Below are 21415 nucleotides of genomic sequence, written 5' to 3'. Positions count from 1 at the left end.
AGAACTATGGATGTCATTTTGTTAAGAAAAAAGCCCCTGCATCCACTGCAAGGGCTTTTTAGGTGTCTAAAACTATCCTAAACGTTTACTATGCAATTTGTTGCTTAGCCTTTAGTGATTTTCGCAGTAGACATCAACTGTTGAATCGCTTTTTGCTTTTCAGCTTGCACCATCATGCTCGCGATACCTTGCTTGACTTCATCATACGGTGGCACCTTGAATGGGCGGATGTCATTTACTTTTAGAACTACCCAACCATAATCTGTTTTTATAGGGGTGCTATCTACTTTACCTTTACCGGTAGTGAGGAGCGCATCACCAATGGCTGGCAACAACTTACCTGGTAATGACCAGTTCATCTGACCGCCTTGAGCTCCGCCCTGCTTATCCAGTGATTTTTCTTTGGCCAAGGTGGCAAAGTCAGTACCCATGTTTGCACTGGCAATCACTTCCTTCGCTTCAGCTTCTGTGCCCACAACAATATCTGAGAAAAGATATTCATTTGCATTTTTAGGCTCTTTACTTAAGGCAACCAACTTATCGTACTCACCTTTAACATCTGCTTCAGAAATAGGATGAGACTTCATGTATTGGGCAAACCAAATATCAACTATGGCTGTTTGCTGCGCCATGCGGATACGAAATTCGTTATCAGGTTGAGTCGCCAGGCCTTTTTTCTTGACATCTTGCATGACCGCTTCACGGAAGACTAAATCCTCAAGTACGCCCTGTCTTAATTGCGCATTATCAGTTGCACCACGTGCTACCTCAGCTTTCACCATCTCGTCTACTTGACGCTGATAGATTTTGGTTCCATTGACTGTCACAACAGCTTGACTGCCAGATTGTGAGTAGCTATTGATGGAATAAAGGGAGCTCACCGCTACAAGCGCTAATGCAATATTTCTTAACTTCATTGGAATCCTTTGTTAGTGGGTTATTAGAATGATAACGAATTAGTATTGAATATCTCGCACACCGGTATCCTGCATGACCTTTTGAAAGTCAGGTGAAGCCAAAATAATCTTTTTGGCTGCAGCTCTGAGGCGGTCAACCGCCTCAGGCGGCAGACTGAAGGACGTGGGTAGGTTGTTTAGGTACTCATATTCTTGCTTATCTTTCAGCATCTTGAACGAAACATCCACTACATACAGGTCAATATCCGGCGTGTTGACGATTTTCTCGAGTTGCGGGTTTTTGTTGTGAGCAAACAACTTAGAGTTCCGCAGGATACTCATACTCTTCCAGCGTGCTTGAGTATCTTTCAAAGATTCGATTTCTTCATAGGAGTAATGATCAATGGGTACGCCAGTTGCCTTAAGTAGGAGTTCAATACTCCCCGGCCCATTTTCTGATTGATTCCAATCAGTCTTGGGCGAAGAAAGTGAATTGACTACCACCACCACAATGCGTTTTACATAATCTAAGGGTGTAGGTAATCCCGCAAGTCGCATCGCTTCAAGACCCTCTAAAGACTCCAGAACCCCACGAATACCTAAATTATCCGAGACCCCGCCATCGACCAAATGAATGTAGGGATTATCTTTGCCATCATGGTAGTAATCCATCTCCTGCATCTGCTTAATTAAACGTGCCGCAGGTCTTGGGGCGGTAGCCTCATTCACAAATGGATCAATATAACCAGGGCGCTTATAGACGCAGCTACCGCCGTAGTTATTCATCGTCACTGGTGAGAGTACCAAGGGAACTGCAGATGAAGCTGCTGCAGCCCTGGAAAGATTCATTGGCCCAACTGTTGAACAAAGGTTGTCATAAAACAATTGGGTAAAGGCAAATCCAGCGCCGGTCGATATATCCGTGGCTGTGGTGAGAATAAAGGGGCCACCGCTCTTTTGTAAATCATCAAATGTTGCCCCATGAAACAGGATTTCATCATAGTACTGAGCAGCTAATTCGGATCTCCCCCAGCCTGTGGATGCAAGGTCACCCCAATTGAAGGGGTTCATTACCCGTCCAACGATTTCGCCTTGAACATCGCGCTTTAAAAAATCAGACTCGTAGGTATCAAATAACTTTTCACCATAAAGACCATAAGCAAGTGCAGTAAAGCTACCGCCCGATACGCCAGAAATCAGGTCGACCTCATCTAATGCGCGAACCCGTTTTCCTTGTTTATTTGTGAACTGAATATCGCGCAGCGTTTCAAGAACTCCGTATGAAAATGCTGCCGCTCTCGTACCACCACCTGAAAAAGCCAAGACAACTAAAGTATCGGGAGTCTTTTCTTTCGAATATTCAGTAGAGTTCTTATATCGATATCCTTTATTGAGATCTACAGCGGCAATAGGTGGATTCACGGGCCTAGTGGCGCAACCGCCCAATACAGCTAGTAATAGGCAGCAAATAAAGGGATTTACTATACTTTTCATGCAAATTTTCAGAGCAATGGCAGGCAAGCAAACTTCCGAAGGAAAGTGCTTAGATTTGATAACTATACTCATTTGCTCATACAAACAAATGGCAAGCGCACCAATGTGGTGTACGCTCAATTTTTCGGCGTGCGCCTTTCCTTGGCCACCATCGATGCAGTGACATCAGCGCTTGCCGCATTTCCCCAGCTGGTTCTTGCATAATTTACGAGCTCTGCAATTTCAACATCAGTGAGTTTCGAGCTAAATTCAGGCATAGCAATGTAATTATTTTGCGCAATTACCCCATTTAAAACGACTTTTATGATGTTTCCTGGATTGGGAGCAATCACCGCAGGATTGCCAGCTAAAGGGGGAATAACCCCCTGAACACCCCTACCTGATGATTGGTGGCAGCCGCTGCAATTATCAATATAGAGGCGGGCCCCCTCTAATTTATGCAAATCAATCTTTTTATTACCACCATACAAACTGGAATTGGCAGGCAAGGTTTTTAGATAAGTTGCCATTGCCAGAAGATCGTCGTCGGTGAGATGGCTGGTACTGTTATGTACTACCTCAGCCATTGGACCCAATGCAGTCGTTTTTCCAGGATATGCTCCCGTTTTGAGATAAGTTGCAATATCGGATGCTGACCACGCACCCAAGCCAGTTGTGATGTTGGAAGTGAGATTCAAGGCAAACCAGCCATCAATTAGGGCGCCAGTAAATGCTTTCGATTGTTTAATTCCACCCAAGACATCCCGGGGTGAATGACAGTCACTGCAGTGACCTAGGCCCTCAACTAAATAGGCACCCCTATTCCAGCTGGCACTTTTACTGGTATCGGGCTGATAAAAACCAGGTGTAAAAAAGAGTTCACGCCAAAAAAACATCGATTTGCGAATATTGAACGGAAAATCCAAATGATTGACAGACACTGCATTGCTAACAGCAGGAATAGTTTGGATATAGGCATAAATGGCATTGACATCCTCCCTGCTCACCTTAGTGCCCGCCACAAATGGCATAGCAGGAAATAAATCTTGGTCGTGCTTATTGACACCATCGTGGATAGCTCGGAAAAAATCTTCTTCCGACCAAGAGCCGATGCCTGTCTGCACATCTGGGGTGATATTGGGTGTTAAGAGATAGCCAAAAGGGGTTTTCATCTTCAGGCCACCTGCAAATGGCTTGCCTGATGGCCCCGTATGGCAAGAAATGCAATCCCCAGCCGTTGCTAAATATTGACCGCGCTCCACTTGCGTCTGAGTGCCTGCAAAAGCAGCAGGGATTAAAAATAAGAGGGGTAAAAAATAAAGGGTGCGGATCAATTTCATTTATTTACTGGAGAGATGCCTTGCCAAGGCCAACGCCCATCAATTTCAAGAGCCAATGACCAGCTCAAGAAACAACGAATTAATACAATAGCTCCTAAGACGGCGACGCTAGTTAATGTTGGACTAATAGCAACCGTACGAATAATATCGCCAGACACTAGAACCTCAAGGCCTAGTATCAAAGCACGAATAATTTGAATGCGGAATGATTTGTAGGCCAAATCAAAATCCTGGCCAAACATAGCTCGAGCAAAACCAATTAAACCCCAAACTACGCCAATCGAGACAATAGCAACTCCCAGCACATCCATGCAATCACTGACAATTTGTATAGCTTCAATTAAGTTCATGGAAAGCCAGCGCTCTATATTTAATAATATGAAATCTATCGTAACTTACTGCCAACGCAAGGTAAATGCTGCTGACAAAAAGTATCTAGCCTCTTCTACAAAAAGAGTTTAAAAACTGCATTTGCAAGCTTCCTGGGGCAATTGGATTCCAGAGTAGATCTTTTGCTGGAACGCTGGTTTTTGGCCCTAGCGCATCCTTATCCCGATACAGTTCAAAAGCGCCAAGCGCAAAGTCCTGGGTCTCGCATCCAAAAAACTGTGTTTCAGTTTTGGACTGATATTGAATTTTCTGGCGATTGATTTCTGCAGTCTGCATTGTGGGGTAATTAGTGAAAACACTCACTGCATAATGCACTTCATCGATTCTTTTAATACTCAAAGTGGAATAGGTAATGACAACCCCCTTTTGAGCGGGGTCCTTATATGTCAGCCACTCTGCATGCGCAATAACGCTCCAAAAAAATAGTGAGGCAATCAAAAGACGTAGTGAAGATTTCATAAGAGGCATGATACTTGGGGATCTATGTCAAGAAATTTTTATGAACACTACTTTAGTGCTAGCACACATTTTAAGAATTTTGCCTTGCAACAGAAATTTCTTTTTATGTTGTAAAACTTATCCACAGATTGTGTGGATAAATACTGAAAAGTTTTCGTAAGTCACCGATTTGTATAGAGACACCTGGCTTGCTTAAAAAATAAGCAGAAATTATTGATGTTTAAAAATGTAAAACTTGCTTGACTTTGGTCAAGGAATCTCGACTTATCTCTTACACTTCGTCTATGCATAATTTGAACACTAGCACCATTGCCGCTCTTGAAGAGATGCTTCAAAACATAGCGCGCACGCCCCCAGCCGATTTCTTACCTATTCATTTTCAAGGCGGGATGCATGCGCAAGCAAATGGCGAGGTCATTGGCCACATAAATCCTGAGTTTTCTCATTTTTTGCAGAAATCCCTCAAAAAAGAGCCGATTGCCAACGTTCGAATTGACTCTCATCATCTCACCATAGCAGCAGCCCCTCCAAGTGACTTGAGTCGCAGTTGGACAGAATTAGCCCAAAGAATGCGAGCAGGCGGCTTTATTCCAGGGTGGCGAAATGAGAACTTCTCTTGGATCGATCAAAATGGTCATGCCTACTTTCACCTGGAAAGGGCTGCTTTTCGCACCTTTGGCTTGCGCAGCACGGCTACTCACATCAATGGTTTTACCGCTACCGGCACTCTATGGCTAGGTCGTCGCAGTCAAAATAAGGCTACAGACCCAGGGCTTTTGGATAATTTGGCTGCCGGCGGCATTTCTGCTGATGAAACCCCCTGGGTTTGCGCTCGCCGCGAACTTTGGGAGGAAGCTGGTGTTCCCCAGCAAATATCTGAGCATATTCAACCGGTTGGACGCATGCATATGCGTCGGATTAGTAGCGAGCGCGGGTTTCATGATGAGCAGCTCTATATATATGACCTCAAGCTCACTGAAAACTTCGTCCCCACCAACCATGATGGAGAGGTCAGTAGTTTTATTGAGATATCCATATCAGAGGCAGCGGCACGCATTTTGGCTGATGAATTTACCAAGGACGCCGGGTTTGTCACGGCTGATTTCATTTTGCGCAATGCAAAATAAAGCCAAACGTCTTTTATTGCTTCATCTCCCCATCAATCTCTTGATGTTGATCATCCATGAAAGTGCTTTTTCGTGGTTAAATCAAGGTTAAGGATGAAACAGGGGTGCCCTCCAAAGCTGATTTAGCCAAGAGGCGCTGAGAAAGACCCTAGAACCCGATCCAGGTAATGCTGGCGTGGGGAGTTACATCAGACCGACACCCGGTTTCGTCCATCTACAAACAGTCAGGAGATGGACATGAGCAATACATCAAAAACGAAAACAGCAATTCCAAGTATTCAAAGCCTTGAAAAAGACTTTGGCCAAAAATTTGCCTATCCGGCCTCTACAAAAACGTATCTTCAAGGTTCACGCCCGGATATCAAAGCACCGATTCGTATGATTGAGCAGCAACCCACTCGCGTAGGCGAGCAGTTAGTTGCTAATCCGCCGGTACCTGTGTATGACACATCTGGCCCATACAGCGATCCAGACATCCTGATTAACCTTGAAAAAGGTTTGCCCAAGCTACGCAAAGAATGGATTGAACAGCGCAATAACACTGAACTGCTCAGTGGCCCATCTTCAGAGTATGGTGTTGCACGTTCCCAAGATCCACAAACTGCCAATTTGAGATTTGCCCATATTGCCGCTCCTCGCGTTGCAAAAGCAGGCAAGAATGTTAGCCAAATGTATTACGCACGCCAAGGCATTGTTACTCCTGAAATGGAATATGTGGCTTTGCGCGAATCCATGGGTCTTGAACAACTTCGCAAGAATCCAGAATATAAGCAGCTCCTCAAACAACATCCTGGCAAAAGCTATGGTGCAAATCTTCCAGAAATTGTGACCGGTGAATTTGTAAGGCAAGAAATTGCAGCGGGCCGCGCGATTATTCCAGCGAACATTAATCACCCAGAGTTAGAGCCAATGATTATTGGCCGCAACTTCCGCGTCAAGATTAATGGCAACTTAGGCAATTCAGCAGTGACCTCTTCTATTAATGAAGAAGTTGAAAAGATGGTGTGGTCTATTCGTTGGGGTGCAGACACCATTATGGATTTATCTACCGGGAAACATATTCATGAGACTCGTGAGTGGATTATTCGTAACTCCCCAGTACCCATTGGAACAGTACCCATCTATCAAGCGCTGGATAAGACCGGTGGTATTGCAGAAGACCTCACCTGGGAAATGTTCCGCGACACATTAGTGGAGCAGGCAGAGCAAGGTGTTGATTACTTCACCATTCATGCAGGTGTTCTGTTACGTTATGTACCACTGACTGCTGATCGCATCACTGGCATTGTTTCACGTGGTGGTTCTATCATGGCTAAATGGTGTCTTGCTCATCACAAAGAAAACTTCTTATATACAAAGTTTGATGAGATCTGCGAAATCATGAAGGCGTATGACGTGTCCTTTAGTCTTGGTGATGGCTTACGTCCAGGTTGCATTGCCGACTCCAATGATGCTGCCCAATTCGGTGAACTGCATACCCTAGGTGAACTCACTGCTAAAGCATGGAAGCATGATGTGCAAGTCATGATTGAGGGTCCTGGTCACGTTCCAATGCAACGCATTGAGGAGAATATGACTGAAGAGCTCAAGCACTGCCTGGAAGCGCCCTTCTACACTCTCGGACCATTGATTACTGATATTGCGCCTGGCTACGATCACATCACCAGCGGCATCGGTGCAGCACAAATTGGTTGGTATGGCACAGCGATGCTTTGCTATGTCACCCCCAAAGAGCATCTCGGTTTGCCAGACAAAGAAGATGTCCGCGAGGGGATTATTACTTACAAGATTGCCGCTCATGGTGCTGACTTGGCAAAAGGCTTACCTGGTGCCCAGGTTCGCGACAATGCCCTATCTAAAGCCCGCTTCGAGTTCCGCTGGGAGGATCAATTTAACCTCGGTTTAGATCCTGAGCGCGCTCGTGAATATCATGACGCAACTTTGCCAGCAGAGGGCGCCAAAATCGCCCACTTCTGCTCAATGTGTGGACCGAAGTTCTGCTCGATGAAGATCACCCAGGAAGTGCGTGACTATGCTGCCTCTTTGGATGCCGATGGCAATCCCAAGGTCATTCCGATTGCAGTTGAGGCGGTCCAAGGCATGGAAGAAAAATCGATTGAGTTTCGTCAACGCGGTAGTGAAATCTATCAATAAGAAACCAGAATGAGCAAGACTTTTGCCAACAGTCAATATGCAGTAGTCGGCGCCGGGCTCATCGGCCGACTACTTGCTGTTGCCTTGGCAAAGCGCGGCGCTCAAGTTGAGATATATGAACAAGGCGCAGCTGATGCATTGCAATCGCCCGCAAGAATTGCTGCCGCCATGTTGGCCCCGTTAGCAGAATCAGCCATTACCGAAGATAACGTGGTGCGGATGGGTGTGCATAGCTTGTCACGCTGGCCAACGCTTTTAAGCGAACTCAGTTCTCCGGTATTTTTTCAGCAAAATGGCACTTTAATTTTGTGGCATCGCCAAGATGCCAGCGATGCCGAGCGTTTTATTAAACACTTAGAGCGCAATAGTGCTAATAATGAAATGCTCAGTAACCCAGAGAAAGTGGACGGCGAACGCTTAAGAAGTCTAGATCCGAGTATTGGCGAGCGCTTTCATCAGGCTCTATATCTACCTAATGAAGGCCAGCTGGATAACCGCCAACTACTCAGTGCCTTGGCAACAGAATTAGACATATTAAAAGTTCGTTGTCACTGGAACAGCCCTGCCGATCCAGAACTGCTGCGTGAACAAAATAAATATGACTGGGTCATTGACTGTCGCGGGTTGGGCGCTAAAGCAGCATGGGGCCAAAATGCGAAGAATGCTAATAGCAATCCATTGCGTGGCATTCGGGGTGAAGTCATTCGCTTACATGCACCAGAAGTCAAGCTACAAAGACCAACGCGCCTCATTCATCCGCGCTATCCGATTTATATTGCACCAAAAGAAAATGATGTCTATGTAGTGGGTGCCACCGAAATTGAATCGGAAGATCTATCTGAGATGAGTTTACGCTCAGCCATGGAATTACTCAGTGCAATCTATACCGTTCATAGCGGTTTCGCTGAAGCGCGTATTTTAGAGATGGCGACTCAATGTCGCCCTACTCTCAAGGACAACTTACCAGAAATTCGCATTTCACAGCCCGGCCTGATGTTAATTAATGGCTTGTATCGTCATGGTTTTATGATCTCTCCAGCAATCTTAGATTGCGCCCTCGAGATCTTGGAGCATGGTGTCAGCACAACAGCAAGCACACTAAATCTGCGTGTGACCAAGTCAACTGCACTGAGTTCAGCAAAAGGGGATGCCCTATGCGCATAGTCATCAATCAACTCCCTTACGAAGTGGAGAACTCAAGCAAAGTGAGTGATGCCTTGCGTCTGATTAATGCCAAACCTCCCTATGCTGTAGCAGTGAATTTACAGTTCGTACCTAAAAGCCGATATACAGAGCACGGTCTGCATGAAAACGATCATATCGAAGTGATTGCTCCTGTTACCGGCGGTTAATTTTTATTCAAACTAATTGCAATGACTGCACCTCTACCTAATCACTTTCCTCAAGCCGATGTATTAACGCTTTACGGAGAGCAATTCTCCAGCCGGCTGCTATTGGGTACCTCACGCTATCCCTCTCCACAGATTTTGGAGAACGCAGTCCTGGCATCTAATCCCGGCATGATCACGGTGAGTTTGCGTAGACAAGGAACGAGCACTACCGAATCCCATAGTGGATTTTGGGATCTGCTGAAGAAAATGCAGGTTCCCGTCTTACCCAATACGGCAGGTTGTCATAGCCCACAAGAAGTCATTACTACTGCACAGATGGCGCGCGAGGTATTTGAAACCGATTGGATTAAGTTAGAGCTCATTGGTGATGACTACACACTCCAACCCGATACCTTAAGGTTAGTGGAAACCGCTCAATCCTTAATTAAGGATGGCTTTAAGGTATTGCCTTATTGCACTGAAGATCTCATCTTATGCCAGCGCCTGGTTGATGTTGGCTGTCAGGCTGTAATGCCATGGGCAGCACCCATTGGCACCGGCCAGGGCCCCCTTAATCCATTTGCCATGAAATTACTGCGTGAGCGCCTGAACGTTCCCTTGCTGGTTGATGCTGGGCTCGGGCTGCCATCACATGCTTGCACCGTTATGGAATGGGGTTTTGATGGGGTTTTACTAAATACTGCCGTTGCCTTAGCCGATAACCCAGTGGCTATGGCCACAGCATTTGCGAAGGCTGTAGAGGCTGGCCGTACCGCCTACCTCTCGGGGGCAATGCCTGCCCAAGAATCCGCCCAAGCCAGCACCCCACTTGTGGGGACCCCTTTTTGGCACCAGTCCTAATCAATAGCAAAGAGTGAAATGAGTTTAGTACGCGACCTAGCGGATCAAATTGTGGCAGCCCACCGTATGGAGGATTTGTGCCTGCCGATTCCTACATTCAGCATCAACAATCCGCCACCCCAGATTGATAATGAACATGCTGCTGACCACTATGAATTAGCTGGTACGGTAGCAGCCATTGAAATGGGCTTTATTGAGAGTGATGCGAAAGTCTTAGGCAAGGCATTGTCGCGCATGGTGCATCAAGATGGTGGGTTTAATCCATTTAAGTGGCCCAACCGCCCAGAACACTTTGATCTTCTGCCCTGGATTCGAAATATAAATCCCAAGGCGTATCCATCTTGCCCAAAGAGACTGGGCTTATATGCGGTCATGCCCGATGCAGATTGGGTTAAGCGCATGGTCGATGCTGAAGTTCCCACAGTCCAATTACGCTATAAGGGTAGCGATCTTGCCCAAGCCCAAAAACAGATTACTGAATCGGTAGCTGCTGTTAAGGGCAGCAAAACCCTATTATTTATTAATGATTTTTGGCAAGAAGCCATTGAAGCTGGTGCATATGGTGTTCACCTTGGTCAAGAAGATATTGAAACCGCCGATCTCGATGCAATTCGATCGGCCGGCTTACGGCTTGGCTTAAGTACCCATGGATATGCAGAGATGGCCTACGTTGATCAGTTCTGCCCTAGCTATATAGCAATGGGCGCTGTCTTTCCAACGCAACTAAAACAAATGCCAACAGCGCCACAAGGCCTCGGCCGCTTATATAAATATGCCCAGCTGATGAGCAACTACCCCCTGGTAGCGATTGGTGGAATTGACGAGACGAGTATTCATGCAGTGGCACAGAGCGGTGTTGGCTCAGTAGCTGTCGTTCGAGCAATTACCCAATCAGCCAATCCACAAGCGGCTGTTAAACGGCTTAAAGAATTAATGGAAAGCTAGACTTAGTCTCAACCATACGAATCAAGAGTATTCTGTGTCATCTATGGTGTGAACCCCAAGTAAAGGGGATGCTATCTCGCACTCACTACCCACTATTGAAGCATTAAGGAAATAAGAATGACTAAGCTCAAATCAAAACCGATTCTCAAGCGAGCCGCTCACATACTCTCCCAGGAGTTTTCCACACCCAAGGACATTGCCTGGGCCTGGGTTACCCTACTATTGTCACAAGAGGAAGAAACGCGTGGCAGTGAAGCCAAGCGTTACAGCCGTATTGCGGAATTTGAGGCGTGGATCTTAGAGTTGAATTTGCCTAGCAATCCAAAAAATACAGACTTCATCACAGTCAGTCCAGAGGCGGTCAAAAATGCGGCGCGCAATGTATTTGAATGGCCGCACGACTACATCTTTGATGAACCAGCTAAAGCAAAACATCCTGACTCAAAAGTGATTCATAAAGAAGCGATTACCCAAGTTATTCTCGATGCCATCAAAGATGCCAACGGCTCAAATGATCGCTCAATCCTAATGGCAATCCTGGAAGGCTATGCAAAGGAAGGCAAAGAGCCTTTTGCCAACATCACCACAGAAGGTATTGAGTGGCGAGGCAGCAATTGGTCTGAAGGTGACAAATACATGCTTCTGACAGATAAGAGCTTAAATAACCGCCTTACTAACCTGCGCAAAAAGGGCATCATTTAAATCACCGCATTGCCGCTGGGCTGAAAAGCAAAAAGGCCTAGATTTCTCTAGGCCTTTCACTTATTTGGCTCCTCGACCTGGGCTCGAACCAGGGACCTACGGATTAACAGTCCGGCGCTCTACCGACTGAGCTATCGAGGAATAAGCGAATATTATAGCAAAATGAAAACGACTTCCCCTACTTCTATACAGATCCCCAAAGTACTGACCATTGCAGGGTCTGATAGCGGTGGTGGCGCGGGTGTTCAGGCAGATCTCAAAGTGATCACATCCCTGGGTGGCTATGGCCTATCGGTCGTCACAGCCATCACAGCCCAAAATACTCTGGGCGTTACGCGAATCCAGGATATCGATCTGGATGTCATAGAAGCTCAAATAGACGCCGTCCTTCTGGATATTGGCGCTGATATTGTCAAAATCGGAATGTTAGCCAGCCCAGAAATTGTTCACACGGTAGCAATTGCTTTGCGTCGCCATGGAATGAAGAAGATTGTCTTGGATCCCGTTTTGCGAGCCACATCTGGAGCGAGCTTGGGTGGTGACGATACTGCCCAAGCCATGATGAAGGAGCTCTTTCCAATCGCCAGCATCATTACGCCGAACCTAGACGAGGCCTCACTTTTATTGGGCCGCGATTTAAACTCTCCAAATGACTTTAAATTAGCCGCACAAGAACTGTTGGAGATGGGTCCACAAGCAGTCCTCATTAAAGGCGGGCATCTGGATGCAACGCATACACAAATAACTGATTACTTAATGTGGCGCAGCATCGACGATAATCTAGAAGTAGTCCTCTCAAAAGAATTCAAACATGATCGAATTACTACCGCTAATACGCATGGAACGGGTTGCTCTCTCGCATCTGCAATTGCCACCTACCTAGCGGATGGCCATGAACTCACGCATGCGGTAGCCAAAGCAATTTCTTATGTTGAGGCAGGTCTAGAAGCCGGTAAATTTTTGAGCATTGGTGAAGGACCGGGACCTTTGTGGCACATGTTTGAGTTTTACCCCACCTCCCTACCCTTGGAAAAATAAGGCGGCACTCTCAATTGATGATTGAGCTATTAGTGTGCGCCTTTACCAGATGCAAATGGTGGTTTCGCAAACCAAATCAATGGCATGAGCAGCACCAATATGACGGCAGCCAGCAGCATCAGTTGGTTGGTTGAAAGCATATACGCCTGAGAGTTAACCAAATAATCCATATAGGCATTTTTTTGCATCTCAGTAAAGCCCAATTGCAGCGCTTTTTGTGAAAATTCGCTGTAGGCTGGGTTAGCCAATTGAACGTGCTCGGTGAGGTTGGCATGATGACGAATCGCATTATCTTGCCAAAGGGTCGTAGATACTGCGGTACCCACACTGGCGCCAACATTTCGTAAGAAATTAGAGATGCCAGAGCCTGAGGCAATTTGATGGCCCTTAAGCTGTGACATCGAGATGGCTGACATCGGCATAAAGAAACCAGCAATACCTACACCCATAATGACACGTGCCAGCATCAAGGTCTTCTCATCGACGCCAGTTGTAAAGTTTGCCGCCATCCAGCAACCAATCGCCATGGCTGAAAACCCAACGCTGGCAATAATACGCGCATCCACGCGATGAATATTAGCGCCAAATAAGGGTCCACAAAATAGAGCCAAGACACCTGTAATGGCCATCACCTTACCGGCATTAAACGCCGTATAGCCCAATTGTGTTTGCAACCACAAGGGGCCAATCACAATGTAGATATAAAAAGCAAAAGATCCTAGGCCTAAGCATATGGCGGACATGCGAAAGTTAATTAACTTAAATAAACGCAGGTCAACAATAGGGTGTCTCTCTCCGAGCTCCCATAAGACAAAAGAGATCCAAGAAATACTGGATACGATTGCTAAAAAAGTAATGAATGGAGAAGAAAGCCAATCTAACTCACTACCCTTATCAAGCGCAATCTGCATGGATGAGACAGCTGCAACTAGCAAAGCAATGCCTACAATATCAATCTTCTCTTTGGAGGGCTCTGGCTTTGGTGCGCCCATGAGCCAATAGACTAAATAGGCGCTCAATATTCCGAAAGGTAAATTAATATAAAAAGCCCAGCGCCAGACTAAATTATCAGTCAGCCAACCACCAATTAAAGGCCCTAGAACCGGCGCAACCACCGTAGTAGTGGCCCATATTCCTAAGGCCATCCCTCGTTTATTGGGAGGAAAGGATTTCATGAGCAAGGCTTGCGAAAGCGGAATCATTGACGCCCCAACTACGCCCTGCAAAATACGCGCCACAATTAAAAACTGAAAGCTTGGTGAGATTCCGCACAGCATCGATGCAAGTGTAAAGAGCATCGTTGCAAATAAGAACTGGCGAACCTCACCGATACGTTTAGAAAGAAAACCGGTTAAAGGCAAAAAGATTGCTTCACTTACTGCATATGACGTAATGACCCAAGTACCCTGCGTTGGACTCACTGCAAAGTCGCCCGCAATAGTTGGTAATGCCACGTTTGCAATCGACATATCTAACACATTCATGAAGGAGCCTAATGCCAAGGCTAAGGTGCCCAGCACTAATTTATAACCGTGCAAAGGCTCCAGCTGATGATTGGCTGACATATATTTACTTATTTTTTGCTGTGTGGATGTATCAGTGATTCAATATGCTTTTGCGCTTCATCAAATTGCTTCTGATAAATGCTTGTCTCGCTAATTGGGCCACCCTCCATCGCCTGCAAAGGTAATCCAGCAGTATTGCTGGTGTCAACCGTTGTATACATCGATAGGCCAATATGCAATGGATAGTCTTTTAGATCCTTCGGGTCTAAGGCGATACGGACTGGTAGGCGTTGAACCACTTTGACCCAATTACCAGTCGCATTTTGAGGAGGCAACAAAGCCAATGTGGATCCAGTTCCTGGAGCAAAGCCCATTACAGTCCCGTGGTATTCAATCTTGGAGCCGTAAACATCAGATTCTAATTTTGCACTCTGCCCTACGCGAATATTTTTTAGTTGGTCTTCTTTAAAATTGGCATCCACCCAAATCTCATGATTTTCTACAATCAGTGTTAATTCGGTGCCGGGAGCAACCCTTTGCCCAACTTGGGCGTAGCGCTTTGCCACAACGCCAGCTAGTGGACTTTGTACATTAGTGCGCAATACATTGACATAAGCTTGACGAGCATTCGCAATGGCTTTTAATAATGCCAAGTGGCTATGCTCAAGCTCTTCTTTTGAAACCGCTGCATCACCCTCGAGCGCGCTACGTTTCTGGTAATCCGAATACGCATTGAGCAAATCTATATCGGCTTTCTCCGAAGCTATTTTGACCTCAGTTGGATCAATTTTAAAAAGGGTCTGACCCTCTTTTACCGATTGCGTTTCGGAAATGTTCACCGAAGCAATAGCTCCCTCAATCTGGGACACCACTTGGACCTGAGAGCCGCTGACGTAAGCATCATCGGTCGACTCAGAGTTGCGGCCAAAAATGAGCCAATAGAGTAAACCAATCGCAACGACTGCAAGCAAAATAGCTGCAAAGATCTTAAATGCTTTTGGTCGATTAAACGTTGAATTTTCTGAAGCGTTTTCCATAAAGATTTCTTTATATGAAGTGTTAATCTGATTTTTTAGAATGTTGTAAATAGGATCCGCCTAACGCCTGCACCAAGACAACATTGGCAGTAAGCATTTTGGCTTTAGCATCAGCAAAATTTTGGCCCTGAGCTAGATAGGATTGTTCCGTAGTTAATACTGCTTCTTGCGAGCTAATGCCTACCTTTGCACGCTGACGAGCAATCTCATAATTTGATTTTGCACTTTGAAAGGTGGTCTTATAGCTCTCAAAATTAGCCTGACTACTTCTCATGGAGCCAACACCATCAGCGACATCTCGTAAGGCCTGCACCAACTGCTCTTGATAATTAGCAATCGCCTGATTGCGGGCAGATTCCTTGCCCGTAATATTTGCTGCTATTGCGCCACCATCGAATATAGGCAGGCTAATTGCAGGTCCAATACTGAATTGCTGGCTTCTACTGTTAAAGAGCTGAGAAATACCAAACGATTGGACGCCAATAAAACCAGCCAGGTTGACATCGGGCAAATACTCTAGCTTAGCTCCATCTAATTGAAGTTTCGCTACATCTATTTGACTAAGCAGGGCCTGTAAATCAGGCCTTCTTTCAAGTAAGTTAGAGGGAATCACCTCAGGTAAACCAAGTCCCACGACCTTAAGCGTTGGGGCATTTAGAGTCTCACCCCATGACGGACCCTCTTGAACCAAAGCAGCCAGTTGATGTTGCAACATCTTCACACCTAAATTAGCCTGACTTAAGTTGGCCTCTGCAGTTTCAAATTCGACTTGGCGCTGATTTACTTGAATTGCATCCGCCAAGCCAGTACGCTGTTTATCGCGTGCTATTTGATAGAGGGATTTTTTTAAGTCTGCATCTCGGGTAAATAAGGCCCGGGCCTGAGTCATGCGATCGTAATCGAGATAAATTCTAGCAATCGTTGTAGCGAGTAGTAACTGGGAGGCTCGATAATTTGCTTGAGCAGCAATGACTTGATTCTTGGCTGCATCGAAATACTTTTTCTGCTTACCCCATATGTCGATTGACCAATTTAGTGAAGCGCTGGCCAATCCATAACCCGTATAGACCGGCATGCCCGGCACAAAAATATAGTTCTGCGAAAGCTGCTCACGATCAAGCTGACCACTTACACCAATTTGGGGCAAGAAAGCCGCTTTCTCAGTGTCAAGCATAGCTTGCGCAGCAACAATCCTTGCGCCTGAAGTCTCCAGGCTTGGTGAATTCTTAAGCCCCAAGGAGATCAGCCGATTTAACTGTGGATCTCCAAACGCTTTCCACCACTCATCGCTAATTTGGCTGGCTTTCGTATCTAATTGCGGCTCCAGTTGCTCAAGCGGCTTAATCGCCTGTTCAGGCAAGCTATCCCTTGGAAAAAGAGCGCAAGAAGATAACAGCAGAGCAAAACCAATGATCAAAATATTTCGCATATTCTTACTTATTGAATGAATCATGAAAGATCCTTTAATTGCAACGCATTGTTCTTTTCAATTCTCAGCAAGAAATCTTTGAATTGATCAAACTCAGCATGCGTAAAGCCCATCAATGAGCGATTGAGTAGTCCACATAGGCGCTCAGGAATGCGTTTAGCAAGCTTAGATCCCGACTGAGTGAGAGACAAATGAAACACACGCTTATCTGAATCAGACTGTATTTTTTTAATCAACTCCATTGATTCAAGCTTATGAATCATGCGTACGGTTGCAGCAGCATGAATTCCAAGTAGCTGTGAAATGGATGAAATGGTTGGCTCTTCATTGTGAGCAACCATCATTAATACACTCATCTGAGCAGCAGTAACGCCCAAGTCAGACAAGCTGATATCTGCAATACGCTGATAAACCGATTTGTTTCTCAGCATAAGGTAAACCAAACTACCATGTGGCGTGTAGCTTTCTGGTTTATAGAATTGCGGCTCTGTGAGAGGCATATTGATTCAATTAGTTGACTAGTCAAGTAATTCTAGTGGATTCTGATATTTTCTGCAGAAGGCTTATGAAGCCTGCCTAAAAGACTAAAACTGCGCTTTATCTATTTTTATCAGTCACTTACAATGACCTGATGAGCTCAAGCCCCCCAAAACCCAGCAAAATTAGCCTATTTAAAGCAAGTGCGGAAGCGGAGGCAAAGAAAGCTTTTTATCTGACACTGTACCTAGCCTCTTGGTTTTGCGCCCTCGCCTTTTTAGCGCTTACTACTATGCATAAGGATCCAATACCACTAGAAGTATTTGGCTTGGCATTCATCAAGGCCGGAATTTGTGCCAAGTTTATGTTGATCGGTCAGGCGATTTACCCAATCGTAATTAATAAGAGCAAAGGCATTTTCAATGTGCTCTTCAAAAAATCAATAACTTATCTCGTCATCGTGATTGCGCTGAGCTTTGTAGAAGCGGGAGTTGAAGGACTCTTTCATGGCGAAAGTTTTATTAGCTCCCTAAATAACTTTGGTCATGGTTATCCACTCCATATTCTTGCCCTATCGATTGTTTATTGGCTCATTATTTGGCCTTACTTGATTTTCATCGGCCTTAAAAAGGCGCTTGGAGCAAGCGAAACCTCTGAAATTCTATTTGGCAGCCCGTCAAAATAAGTGGCGTCCGGCTTCAGAAAAAACCAAGTAGCTGTGAGCACACTATTCCAAGTTTGTGTTTGGTGGACATTAGCTCTATATTATGGCGCGACGTTCGGGCAAGAAATTGAGGCGCGCGCATACTCTAACGCGCCTATTGGCCTTAATTTTGCTAGCGCTGGAATAGCCCAAGCTTCTAGCGGCTCCTATACCCTCACCAGCGAAGTTACTAGTTTTACCCATATTCTGGATATCAACGGACAGTCCGGAAAAATAAGTCTCATTATTCCCTATGCTGAATTAACGGGATCTAAAAACGTTAATAGTCAAACTATCAATGCCTCTGCGAACGGATTTTCAGACCCTGTTCTCAAGGCCTCCATCAATTTATATGGTGCCCCCGCTCTCGATAGTGAAGAATTCAAAAGCTATCAACAGGATTTAATTGTCGGCGCCAGTCTCAATGCCTCCATTCCATGGGGTAGTTATAGCAATCAACAACTGATTAATGTCGGTGCTAATCGCTGGTTTATTCAACCAGGGGTTGGTGCATCACAGGCGATTGGGCCCTGGCGGCTTGAATTAGAAGGTGCGGCAACTATTTTTACCAGCAATACGAGTTATATTGGTAGCAATACATTCTCAGAAAACCCGATTTACTCCACTCAAACGCATGTCATTTATTATTTTCCATCCACCGCATGGTTATCAATTGACACCACCTACTTTATTGGCGGCCAAGCTTTTGTAAATGGCACCCCAATCAATGGCTCACAAGAAAATTGGCGCTTCGGCAGCACCTTCTCCTACCCAATCGATAAGCACAATGCGATTCGCTTATCAGCTAGCACAGGTATTTCATCTAGAACAAACAATAGCTTTGATTTGTTAGGCCTATCCTGGCAGTATCGCTGGGGGCCTGGTTTATAGGATCCAGATCAATCATCACATCAAAAGAGAATGTAATTTATCTAAAAAAAGTTCTTGGCCGTGATGAACTTTTTTCTGCCAGTCCGTTCCAGCATGTTCATTTGCATCATCAGTGATGTACTTAAAAGATTTCCATGGTACGTTAAATTGATGGGCGACAGCTGCAATTGCAAATAATTCCATATCAACTACATCAATTTGTTTGTCATTCAGCCACGGATCATGAGCAGTAACAAAACTATCACCCGTTCCACAGCAATACTGGCCGCCCAATGAATAGTGTTCATGCGGATGATCACAAAATGGCGTTTTTCCACGGGGCGCTAAAGGTTCGGTCAGCATATCGCGCTGGATGACTTTACCAATCTCAATCAACCCAAATAGCTTCGTATTTACTTTGCCAGCAGTCCCAAAATTAATGATATGAGCTGGCTCAAACTGCGTAATGGCTTTGACGCTCGCAATTGCTGCATTGATCTTACCGATCCCACAGTAAATCACTTCGACGTTTCTCGGAAGTGCATCACGCTTGAGCTCAGACTCTAATGCGGTAATAATGAGTAATTGTGTTTTCATATTCTATAAGCATGAATTTAATTGATTATCTACCGGTAGTGCCAGATTTTCCGAAGCCCGGGATATTTTTTAGAGACATTTCGCCATTATTAGCAAACTCCATCGCCTTTCAGCATGCGATTGATCAAATGAGTTTACTGGCACTGGAATTTGAATTTAGTCATATTTTGGGTATTGAATCGCGTGGTTTTATTTTTGCGAGCGCCCTAGCCTACCGCAACCAAAAAGGTTTAGCTCTCGCTAGAAAGCCAAATAAGTTACCCCAGGCGAGCCATCGGCAATCATTTGGCCTTGAGTATGGCAATGATTCATTGGAACTTCAACAGGCTGCTCTTCCGGCGGATGCAAAAGTCTTAATCATTGATGACGTACTAGCCACCGGAGGAACCATCGTAGCAGCAAAGAAATTACTTGAAAGTGCTGGATTTAGGATTGCTGGCGCACTCTCTTTACTAGAAATCCGCTTTCTAAATGGTTTGCAGTTACTTAATCAACATCAAATTGAACATAAGACAGTGCTGACCGTCTAAATATTTAAGCTAAAAAGTTAAATGAAGTTTTTTGTAGTCTTTAATAACTTCATGGCGCCCCAGCCAACTGCTAGCGCCTTGCTCGCAATCTTGGGTTTGTAATGGGCAAGCAAAGCAAAGGTGCCTGTCCAAAGGATAGGAGTATTTTTAATAAATGAAATTGCGCCAATACCCTTATCAGCCCATGCCAGCGGCTTTTCAAGAGGCTCAAAATGGATAGCAAGTTGCACACGTTCATGTGCGGCCTGCATCTGGAGCTCATTCCGACGCCCCTCCAAAGCTCTGAGCTGCTGAGCCATCATTTAGAAAGCGCCTTACGATCTTTGTCCAACTCAGCAATGGTTGCCTCGAATAATTTAGGCATGGTTTTGAGAGAGCGCAGCACAATCAAAGAAAAAATCAGCCCAATACTGAGGAAGCCGCCAGTCAGTAGACCTAAAGCTAACATCCGATTACTTTCCCAGCTATAAATCACAATAAACAAAGCCAGCATTACTAAACCAAAAAATAGAAAGAAAAGGCTAAAGAGAATCAACACCAGGATGCTAATAAATTTGCTACGAGCAATTTGTACGTCTGTTGAAAGTAGCTCTAACCGTGTCTGCGCTATTGAGGCTGCAGTAGAAAATAGGCCCTTGAGAGATGCCAGCAAATTTTCCTGAGACATAAATTCCTAGCGTCGACTAATGAAAAGACCAATTAACAAACCTAGGCCGGCCGCAACGCCAATTGCCTCCCATGGATTGCGATGCACAAAATCATCCGTGCCCTCAGCAAGCTCTTTTACCTTCTCAGTGATTGGCCCTTGAGCCGTAGATAAGGATTCTTTGGCGCTTGCAAGAGATTCGAGGGCTTTACCTCGAATAGCGCTAATTGGCCCATCAGAATGGGAAGCAGTAGCCAATATTAGAGCCTCTACGTCAGTCATCAGGGCTTTAAAGTCACCGACCAATTGATCTGTGCTTGATGCTGCGGTCCCATGCTCAATATGGTGTGATGAAGCTTTGGTAGACATACCTATCCTTCAAAAATATGACGGCAAATGGTTGCAAGTGATTAACACTTCTATTCTAAGCAATTCTGCTCTCATTTCCTAATAATAAAACTGTCATACCGGCATTACCTTCCTTAAAGTGTTTCAGGTGACTTTTTAAGCTGGGACGCCTTCTCAATAAACGATGGTATGCCTCACCGCCAAATGCAACTTGTTCACCGAAGTAATACTCGTCAACGCGATCTGAGAAATAGTTATTTTCTAGGGCCTGATGGACTCCAGACTTGATTCTTCCGCCCTCACCGCTAGATCCATAGCCATGAATCAGGATGATCGCTTTTATTCCCACCTCACTTGCACGACGCAAATAGTGCGTAAGACGATCAACGGCCTCCTCTACGGTTGGACTGCCTTGCTTTAAATTAAATACTGCCGTGTCCTCATGCAACAGTGGTAGAAGATTGCTATTGCAATATGGGCAAGAGCCAACCATAGGGCGAGGGTTGCCACATTCAGGACACTCAAAAGCGCTGGTCACTAGGATTCAACCCCACAAG

General features: G+C 45.4%; 25 protein-coding genes, 1 tRNA gene and 1 riboswitch. Of the genes, 11 read left to right on the top strand and 15 right to left on the bottom strand.

Translation table 11 applies throughout. The features are described 5' to 3' along the window. Nucleotides 1-104: 104 nt before the first annotated feature. The 5 genes from BOQ04_RS02990 to BOQ04_RS02970 all read right to left on the bottom strand — a co-directional run bounded on the left by BOQ04_RS02990 (nucleotide 105) and on the right by BOQ04_RS02970 (nucleotide 4558). On the bottom strand, nucleotides 105-917 hold the full coding sequence (locus BOQ04_RS02990; protein ID WP_076023295.1) for a peptidylprolyl isomerase: 813 nt from the start codon (nucleotides 915-917) through the stop codon (nucleotides 105-107). A 39-nt stretch (nucleotides 918-956) separates the two neighbouring features. Then, nucleotides 957-2390, bottom strand: a complete 1434-nt coding sequence (locus BOQ04_RS02985; protein WP_076023425.1) for a patatin-like phospholipase family protein — start codon at nucleotides 2388-2390, stop codon at nucleotides 957-959. 116 nt (nucleotides 2391-2506) lie between these two features. Then, the gene (locus tag BOQ04_RS02980; protein WP_076023294.1) at nucleotides 2507-3709 is read right to left on the bottom strand and encodes a c-type cytochrome; all 1203 of its coding nucleotides are present in this window, start codon (nucleotides 3707-3709) and stop codon (nucleotides 2507-2509) included. Further along, entirely contained in the window at nucleotides 3706-4059 is a 354-nt protein-coding gene (locus BOQ04_RS02975) for a DUF1622 domain-containing protein (RefSeq protein WP_076023293.1), read from the bottom strand. Before BOQ04_RS02975 ends, BOQ04_RS02980 begins: the two co-directional genes overlap by 4 nt. Before the next feature lie 85 nt (nucleotides 4060-4144). Further along, nucleotides 4145-4558 carry a surface-adhesin E family protein gene (locus tag BOQ04_RS02970; RefSeq protein ID WP_076023292.1) on the bottom strand — a complete coding sequence of 138 codons (414 nt, stop codon included), beginning with the start codon at nucleotides 4556-4558 and terminating at the stop codon, nucleotides 4145-4147. 284 nt (nucleotides 4559-4842) lie between these two features. Between BOQ04_RS02970 and BOQ04_RS02965 the strand changes: the two genes are divergently transcribed. From BOQ04_RS02965 to BOQ04_RS02935, 7 genes are all read left to right on the top strand, one after another. Beyond that, complete coding sequence (locus tag BOQ04_RS02965; protein ID WP_076023291.1) at nucleotides 4843-5685, top strand: NUDIX hydrolase; 843 nt, start codon at nucleotides 4843-4845, stop codon at nucleotides 5683-5685. Nucleotides 5686-5775: 90 nt separating this feature from the next. Beyond that, nucleotides 5776-5884, top strand: a riboswitch (TPP riboswitch). A 38-nt stretch (nucleotides 5885-5922) separates the two neighbouring features. After that, nucleotides 5923-7839 (top strand): phosphomethylpyrimidine synthase ThiC, encoded by a 1917-nt coding sequence (gene thiC / locus BOQ04_RS02960; RefSeq protein ID WP_076023290.1) that lies wholly within the window; start codon nucleotides 5923-5925, stop codon nucleotides 7837-7839. A 9-nt stretch (nucleotides 7840-7848) separates the two neighbouring features. Further along, nucleotides 7849-9003 (top strand): FAD-dependent oxidoreductase, encoded by a 1155-nt coding sequence (locus BOQ04_RS02955; RefSeq protein ID WP_076023289.1) that lies wholly within the window; start codon nucleotides 7849-7851, stop codon nucleotides 9001-9003. Next, nucleotides 8994-9191 (top strand): sulfur carrier protein ThiS, encoded by a 198-nt coding sequence (thiS, locus tag BOQ04_RS02950; RefSeq protein WP_076023288.1) that lies wholly within the window; start codon nucleotides 8994-8996, stop codon nucleotides 9189-9191. Before BOQ04_RS02955 ends, thiS begins: the two co-directional genes overlap by 10 nt. Nucleotides 9192-9212: 21 nt before the next feature. Continuing rightward, nucleotides 9213-10031 (top strand): thiazole synthase, encoded by an 819-nt coding sequence (locus tag BOQ04_RS02945; RefSeq protein WP_076023287.1) that lies wholly within the window; start codon nucleotides 9213-9215, stop codon nucleotides 10029-10031. A gap of 18 nt (nucleotides 10032-10049) precedes the next feature. Then, nucleotides 10050-10976 carry a thiamine phosphate synthase gene (gene thiE / locus BOQ04_RS02940; RefSeq protein ID WP_076023286.1) on the top strand — a complete coding sequence of 309 codons (927 nt, stop codon included), beginning with the start codon at nucleotides 10050-10052 and terminating at the stop codon, nucleotides 10974-10976. 117 nt (nucleotides 10977-11093) lie between these two features. Beyond that, nucleotides 11094-11678, top strand: coding sequence for a hypothetical protein (locus tag BOQ04_RS02935; RefSeq protein WP_076023285.1), 585 nt, complete (start codon nucleotides 11094-11096; stop codon nucleotides 11676-11678). Between the two features lie 65 nt (nucleotides 11679-11743). Here BOQ04_RS02935 and BOQ04_RS02930 read toward each other — a convergent pair. Continuing rightward, nucleotides 11744-11819 (bottom strand) — tRNA-Asn (locus tag BOQ04_RS02930). 21 nt (nucleotides 11820-11840) lie between these two features. Here BOQ04_RS02930 and thiD point away from each other — a divergent pair. Beyond that, nucleotides 11841-12716, top strand: a complete 876-nt coding sequence (gene thiD / locus BOQ04_RS02925; protein WP_076023284.1) for a bifunctional hydroxymethylpyrimidine kinase/phosphomethylpyrimidine kinase — start codon at nucleotides 11841-11843, stop codon at nucleotides 12714-12716. Nucleotides 12717-12745: 29 nt separating this feature from the next. On the opposite strand, the gene BOQ04_RS02920 is transcribed toward thiD, so the two are convergent. The 4 genes from BOQ04_RS02920 to BOQ04_RS02905 are packed head-to-tail and all read right to left on the bottom strand — an operon-like array spanning nucleotide 12746 to nucleotide 17187. Beyond that, nucleotides 12746-14281 (bottom strand): DHA2 family efflux MFS transporter permease subunit, encoded by a 1536-nt coding sequence (locus tag BOQ04_RS02920; protein WP_076023283.1) that lies wholly within the window; start codon nucleotides 14279-14281, stop codon nucleotides 12746-12748. A gap of 8 nt (nucleotides 14282-14289) precedes the next feature. Beyond that, nucleotides 14290-15258 (bottom strand): efflux RND transporter periplasmic adaptor subunit, encoded by a 969-nt coding sequence (locus BOQ04_RS02915; RefSeq protein WP_076023282.1) that lies wholly within the window; start codon nucleotides 15256-15258, stop codon nucleotides 14290-14292. A gap of 22 nt (nucleotides 15259-15280) precedes the next feature. Then, nucleotides 15281-16711 (bottom strand): efflux transporter outer membrane subunit, encoded by a 1431-nt coding sequence (locus BOQ04_RS02910; protein WP_076023281.1) that lies wholly within the window; start codon nucleotides 16709-16711, stop codon nucleotides 15281-15283. Beyond that, nucleotides 16708-17187, bottom strand: coding sequence for a MarR family winged helix-turn-helix transcriptional regulator (locus BOQ04_RS02905; RefSeq protein ID WP_076023280.1), 480 nt, complete (start codon nucleotides 17185-17187; stop codon nucleotides 16708-16710). Before BOQ04_RS02905 ends, BOQ04_RS02910 begins: the two co-directional genes overlap by 4 nt. Before the next feature lie 131 nt (nucleotides 17188-17318). Between BOQ04_RS02905 and BOQ04_RS02900 the strand changes: the two genes are divergently transcribed. Both BOQ04_RS02900 and BOQ04_RS02895 read left to right on the top strand, forming a co-directional pair. After that, the gene (locus tag BOQ04_RS02900; RefSeq protein WP_076023279.1) at nucleotides 17319-17849 is read left to right on the top strand and encodes a hypothetical protein; all 531 of its coding nucleotides are present in this window, start codon (nucleotides 17319-17321) and stop codon (nucleotides 17847-17849) included. A gap of 33 nt (nucleotides 17850-17882) precedes the next feature. Beyond that, entirely contained in the window at nucleotides 17883-18758 is an 876-nt protein-coding gene (locus tag BOQ04_RS02895; RefSeq protein ID WP_143742147.1) for a transporter, read from the top strand. A 15-nt stretch (nucleotides 18759-18773) separates the two neighbouring features. Here the strand turns inward: BOQ04_RS02895 and BOQ04_RS02890 are convergent, their stop codons facing one another. Beyond that, nucleotides 18774-19334, bottom strand: coding sequence for a phosphorylase family protein (locus tag BOQ04_RS02890; RefSeq protein WP_076023277.1), 561 nt, complete (start codon nucleotides 19332-19334; stop codon nucleotides 18774-18776). Nucleotides 19335-19345: 11 nt separating this feature from the next. On the opposite strand from BOQ04_RS02890, the gene BOQ04_RS02885 reads away from it, so the two are divergent. Then, nucleotides 19346-19864, top strand: a complete 519-nt coding sequence (locus BOQ04_RS02885) for an adenine phosphoribosyltransferase (RefSeq protein ID WP_076023276.1) — start codon at nucleotides 19346-19348, stop codon at nucleotides 19862-19864. A gap of 17 nt (nucleotides 19865-19881) precedes the next feature. Here the strand turns inward: BOQ04_RS02885 and BOQ04_RS02880 are convergent, their stop codons facing one another. The 4 genes from BOQ04_RS02880 to BOQ04_RS02865 are packed head-to-tail and all read right to left on the bottom strand — an operon-like array spanning nucleotide 19882 to nucleotide 21396. After that, nucleotides 19882-20166: a YqjK family protein gene (locus BOQ04_RS02880; RefSeq protein ID WP_233126617.1), complete on the bottom strand. Its 285-nt coding sequence runs from the start codon at nucleotides 20164-20166 to the stop codon at nucleotides 19882-19884. Next, nucleotides 20163-20531: a phage holin family protein gene (locus BOQ04_RS02875; protein WP_076023275.1), complete on the bottom strand. Its 369-nt coding sequence runs from the start codon at nucleotides 20529-20531 to the stop codon at nucleotides 20163-20165. Before BOQ04_RS02875 ends, BOQ04_RS02880 begins: the two co-directional genes overlap by 4 nt. 6 nt (nucleotides 20532-20537) lie before the next feature. Next, nucleotides 20538-20879, bottom strand: coding sequence for an ElaB/YgaM/YqjD family protein (locus BOQ04_RS02870; RefSeq protein ID WP_076023274.1), 342 nt, complete (start codon nucleotides 20877-20879; stop codon nucleotides 20538-20540). Between the two features lie 55 nt (nucleotides 20880-20934). Beyond that, a complete protein-coding gene (locus BOQ04_RS02865) occupies nucleotides 20935-21396 on the bottom strand; it encodes a Smr/MutS family protein (protein WP_233126616.1) in 462 nt (153 codons plus the stop codon). Nucleotides 21397-21415: the final 19 nt, after the last annotated feature.

It is taken from the genome of Polynucleobacter sphagniphilus (genome assembly GCF_001953355.1).
GTDB classification, from domain to species: Bacteria; Pseudomonadota; Gammaproteobacteria; order Burkholderiales; family Burkholderiaceae; genus Polynucleobacter; species Polynucleobacter sphagniphilus.
Note: the sequence above shows the minus strand (reverse complement) of the source record. Positions and strands in the feature narration are given on the sequence as shown.

Excerpts from the sequence above, each read along its gene's own strand:
- thiC (WP_076023290.1), top strand. The coding sequence starts at position 5,923 with ATGAGCAATACATCAAAAACGAAAACAGCAATTCCAAGTATTCAAAGC.
- thiE (WP_076023286.1), top strand. The coding sequence starts at position 10,050 with ATGAGTTTAGTACGCGACCTAGCGGATCAAATTGTGGCAGCCCACCGT.
- BOQ04_RS02870 (WP_076023274.1), bottom strand. The coding sequence starts at position 20,879 with ATGTCTACCAAAGCTTCATCACACCATATTGAGCATGGGACCGCAGCA.
- BOQ04_RS02945 (WP_076023287.1), top strand. The coding sequence starts at position 9,213 with ATGACTGCACCTCTACCTAATCACTTTCCTCAAGCCGATGTATTAACG.
- BOQ04_RS02970 (WP_076023292.1), bottom strand. The coding sequence starts at position 4,558 with ATGAAATCTTCACTACGTCTTTTGATTGCCTCACTATTTTTTTGGAGC.
- BOQ04_RS02975 (WP_076023293.1), bottom strand. The coding sequence starts at position 4,059 with ATGAACTTAATTGAAGCTATACAAATTGTCAGTGATTGCATGGATGTG.
- BOQ04_RS02875 (WP_076023275.1), bottom strand. The coding sequence starts at position 20,531 with ATGTCTCAGGAAAATTTGCTGGCATCTCTCAAGGGCCTATTTTCTACT.
- BOQ04_RS02880 (WP_233126617.1), bottom strand. The coding sequence starts at position 20,166 with ATGATGGCTCAGCAGCTCAGAGCTTTGGAGGGGCGTCGGAATGAGCTC.
- BOQ04_RS02890 (WP_076023277.1), bottom strand. The coding sequence starts at position 19,334 with ATGAAAACACAATTACTCATTATTACCGCATTAGAGTCTGAGCTCAAG.
- BOQ04_RS02965 (WP_076023291.1), top strand. The coding sequence starts at position 4,843 with ATGCATAATTTGAACACTAGCACCATTGCCGCTCTTGAAGAGATGCTT.
- BOQ04_RS02935 (WP_076023285.1), top strand. The coding sequence starts at position 11,094 with ATGACTAAGCTCAAATCAAAACCGATTCTCAAGCGAGCCGCTCACATA.
- BOQ04_RS02990 (WP_076023295.1), bottom strand. The coding sequence starts at position 917 with ATGAAGTTAAGAAATATTGCATTAGCGCTTGTAGCGGTGAGCTCCCTT.
- BOQ04_RS02905 (WP_076023280.1), bottom strand. The coding sequence starts at position 17,187 with ATGCCTCTCACAGAGCCGCAATTCTATAAACCAGAAAGCTACACGCCA.
- BOQ04_RS02910 (WP_076023281.1), bottom strand. The coding sequence starts at position 16,711 with ATGATTCATTCAATAAGTAAGAATATGCGAAATATTTTGATCATTGGT.
- BOQ04_RS02885 (WP_076023276.1), top strand. The coding sequence starts at position 19,346 with ATGAATTTAATTGATTATCTACCGGTAGTGCCAGATTTTCCGAAGCCC.
- BOQ04_RS02980 (WP_076023294.1), bottom strand. The coding sequence starts at position 3,709 with ATGAAATTGATCCGCACCCTTTATTTTTTACCCCTCTTATTTTTAATC.
- BOQ04_RS02915 (WP_076023282.1), bottom strand. The coding sequence starts at position 15,258 with ATGGAAAACGCTTCAGAAAATTCAACGTTTAATCGACCAAAAGCATTT.
- BOQ04_RS02900 (WP_076023279.1), top strand. The coding sequence starts at position 17,319 with ATGAGCTCAAGCCCCCCAAAACCCAGCAAAATTAGCCTATTTAAAGCA.
- thiD (WP_076023284.1), top strand. The coding sequence starts at position 11,841 with ATGAAAACGACTTCCCCTACTTCTATACAGATCCCCAAAGTACTGACC.
- BOQ04_RS02985 (WP_076023425.1), bottom strand. The coding sequence starts at position 2,390 with ATGAAAAGTATAGTAAATCCCTTTATTTGCTGCCTATTACTAGCTGTA.
- BOQ04_RS02920 (WP_076023283.1), bottom strand. The coding sequence starts at position 14,281 with ATGTCAGCCAATCATCAGCTGGAGCCTTTGCACGGTTATAAATTAGTG.
- thiS (WP_076023288.1), top strand. The coding sequence starts at position 8,994 with ATGCGCATAGTCATCAATCAACTCCCTTACGAAGTGGAGAACTCAAGC.
- BOQ04_RS02955 (WP_076023289.1), top strand. The coding sequence starts at position 7,849 with ATGAGCAAGACTTTTGCCAACAGTCAATATGCAGTAGTCGGCGCCGGG.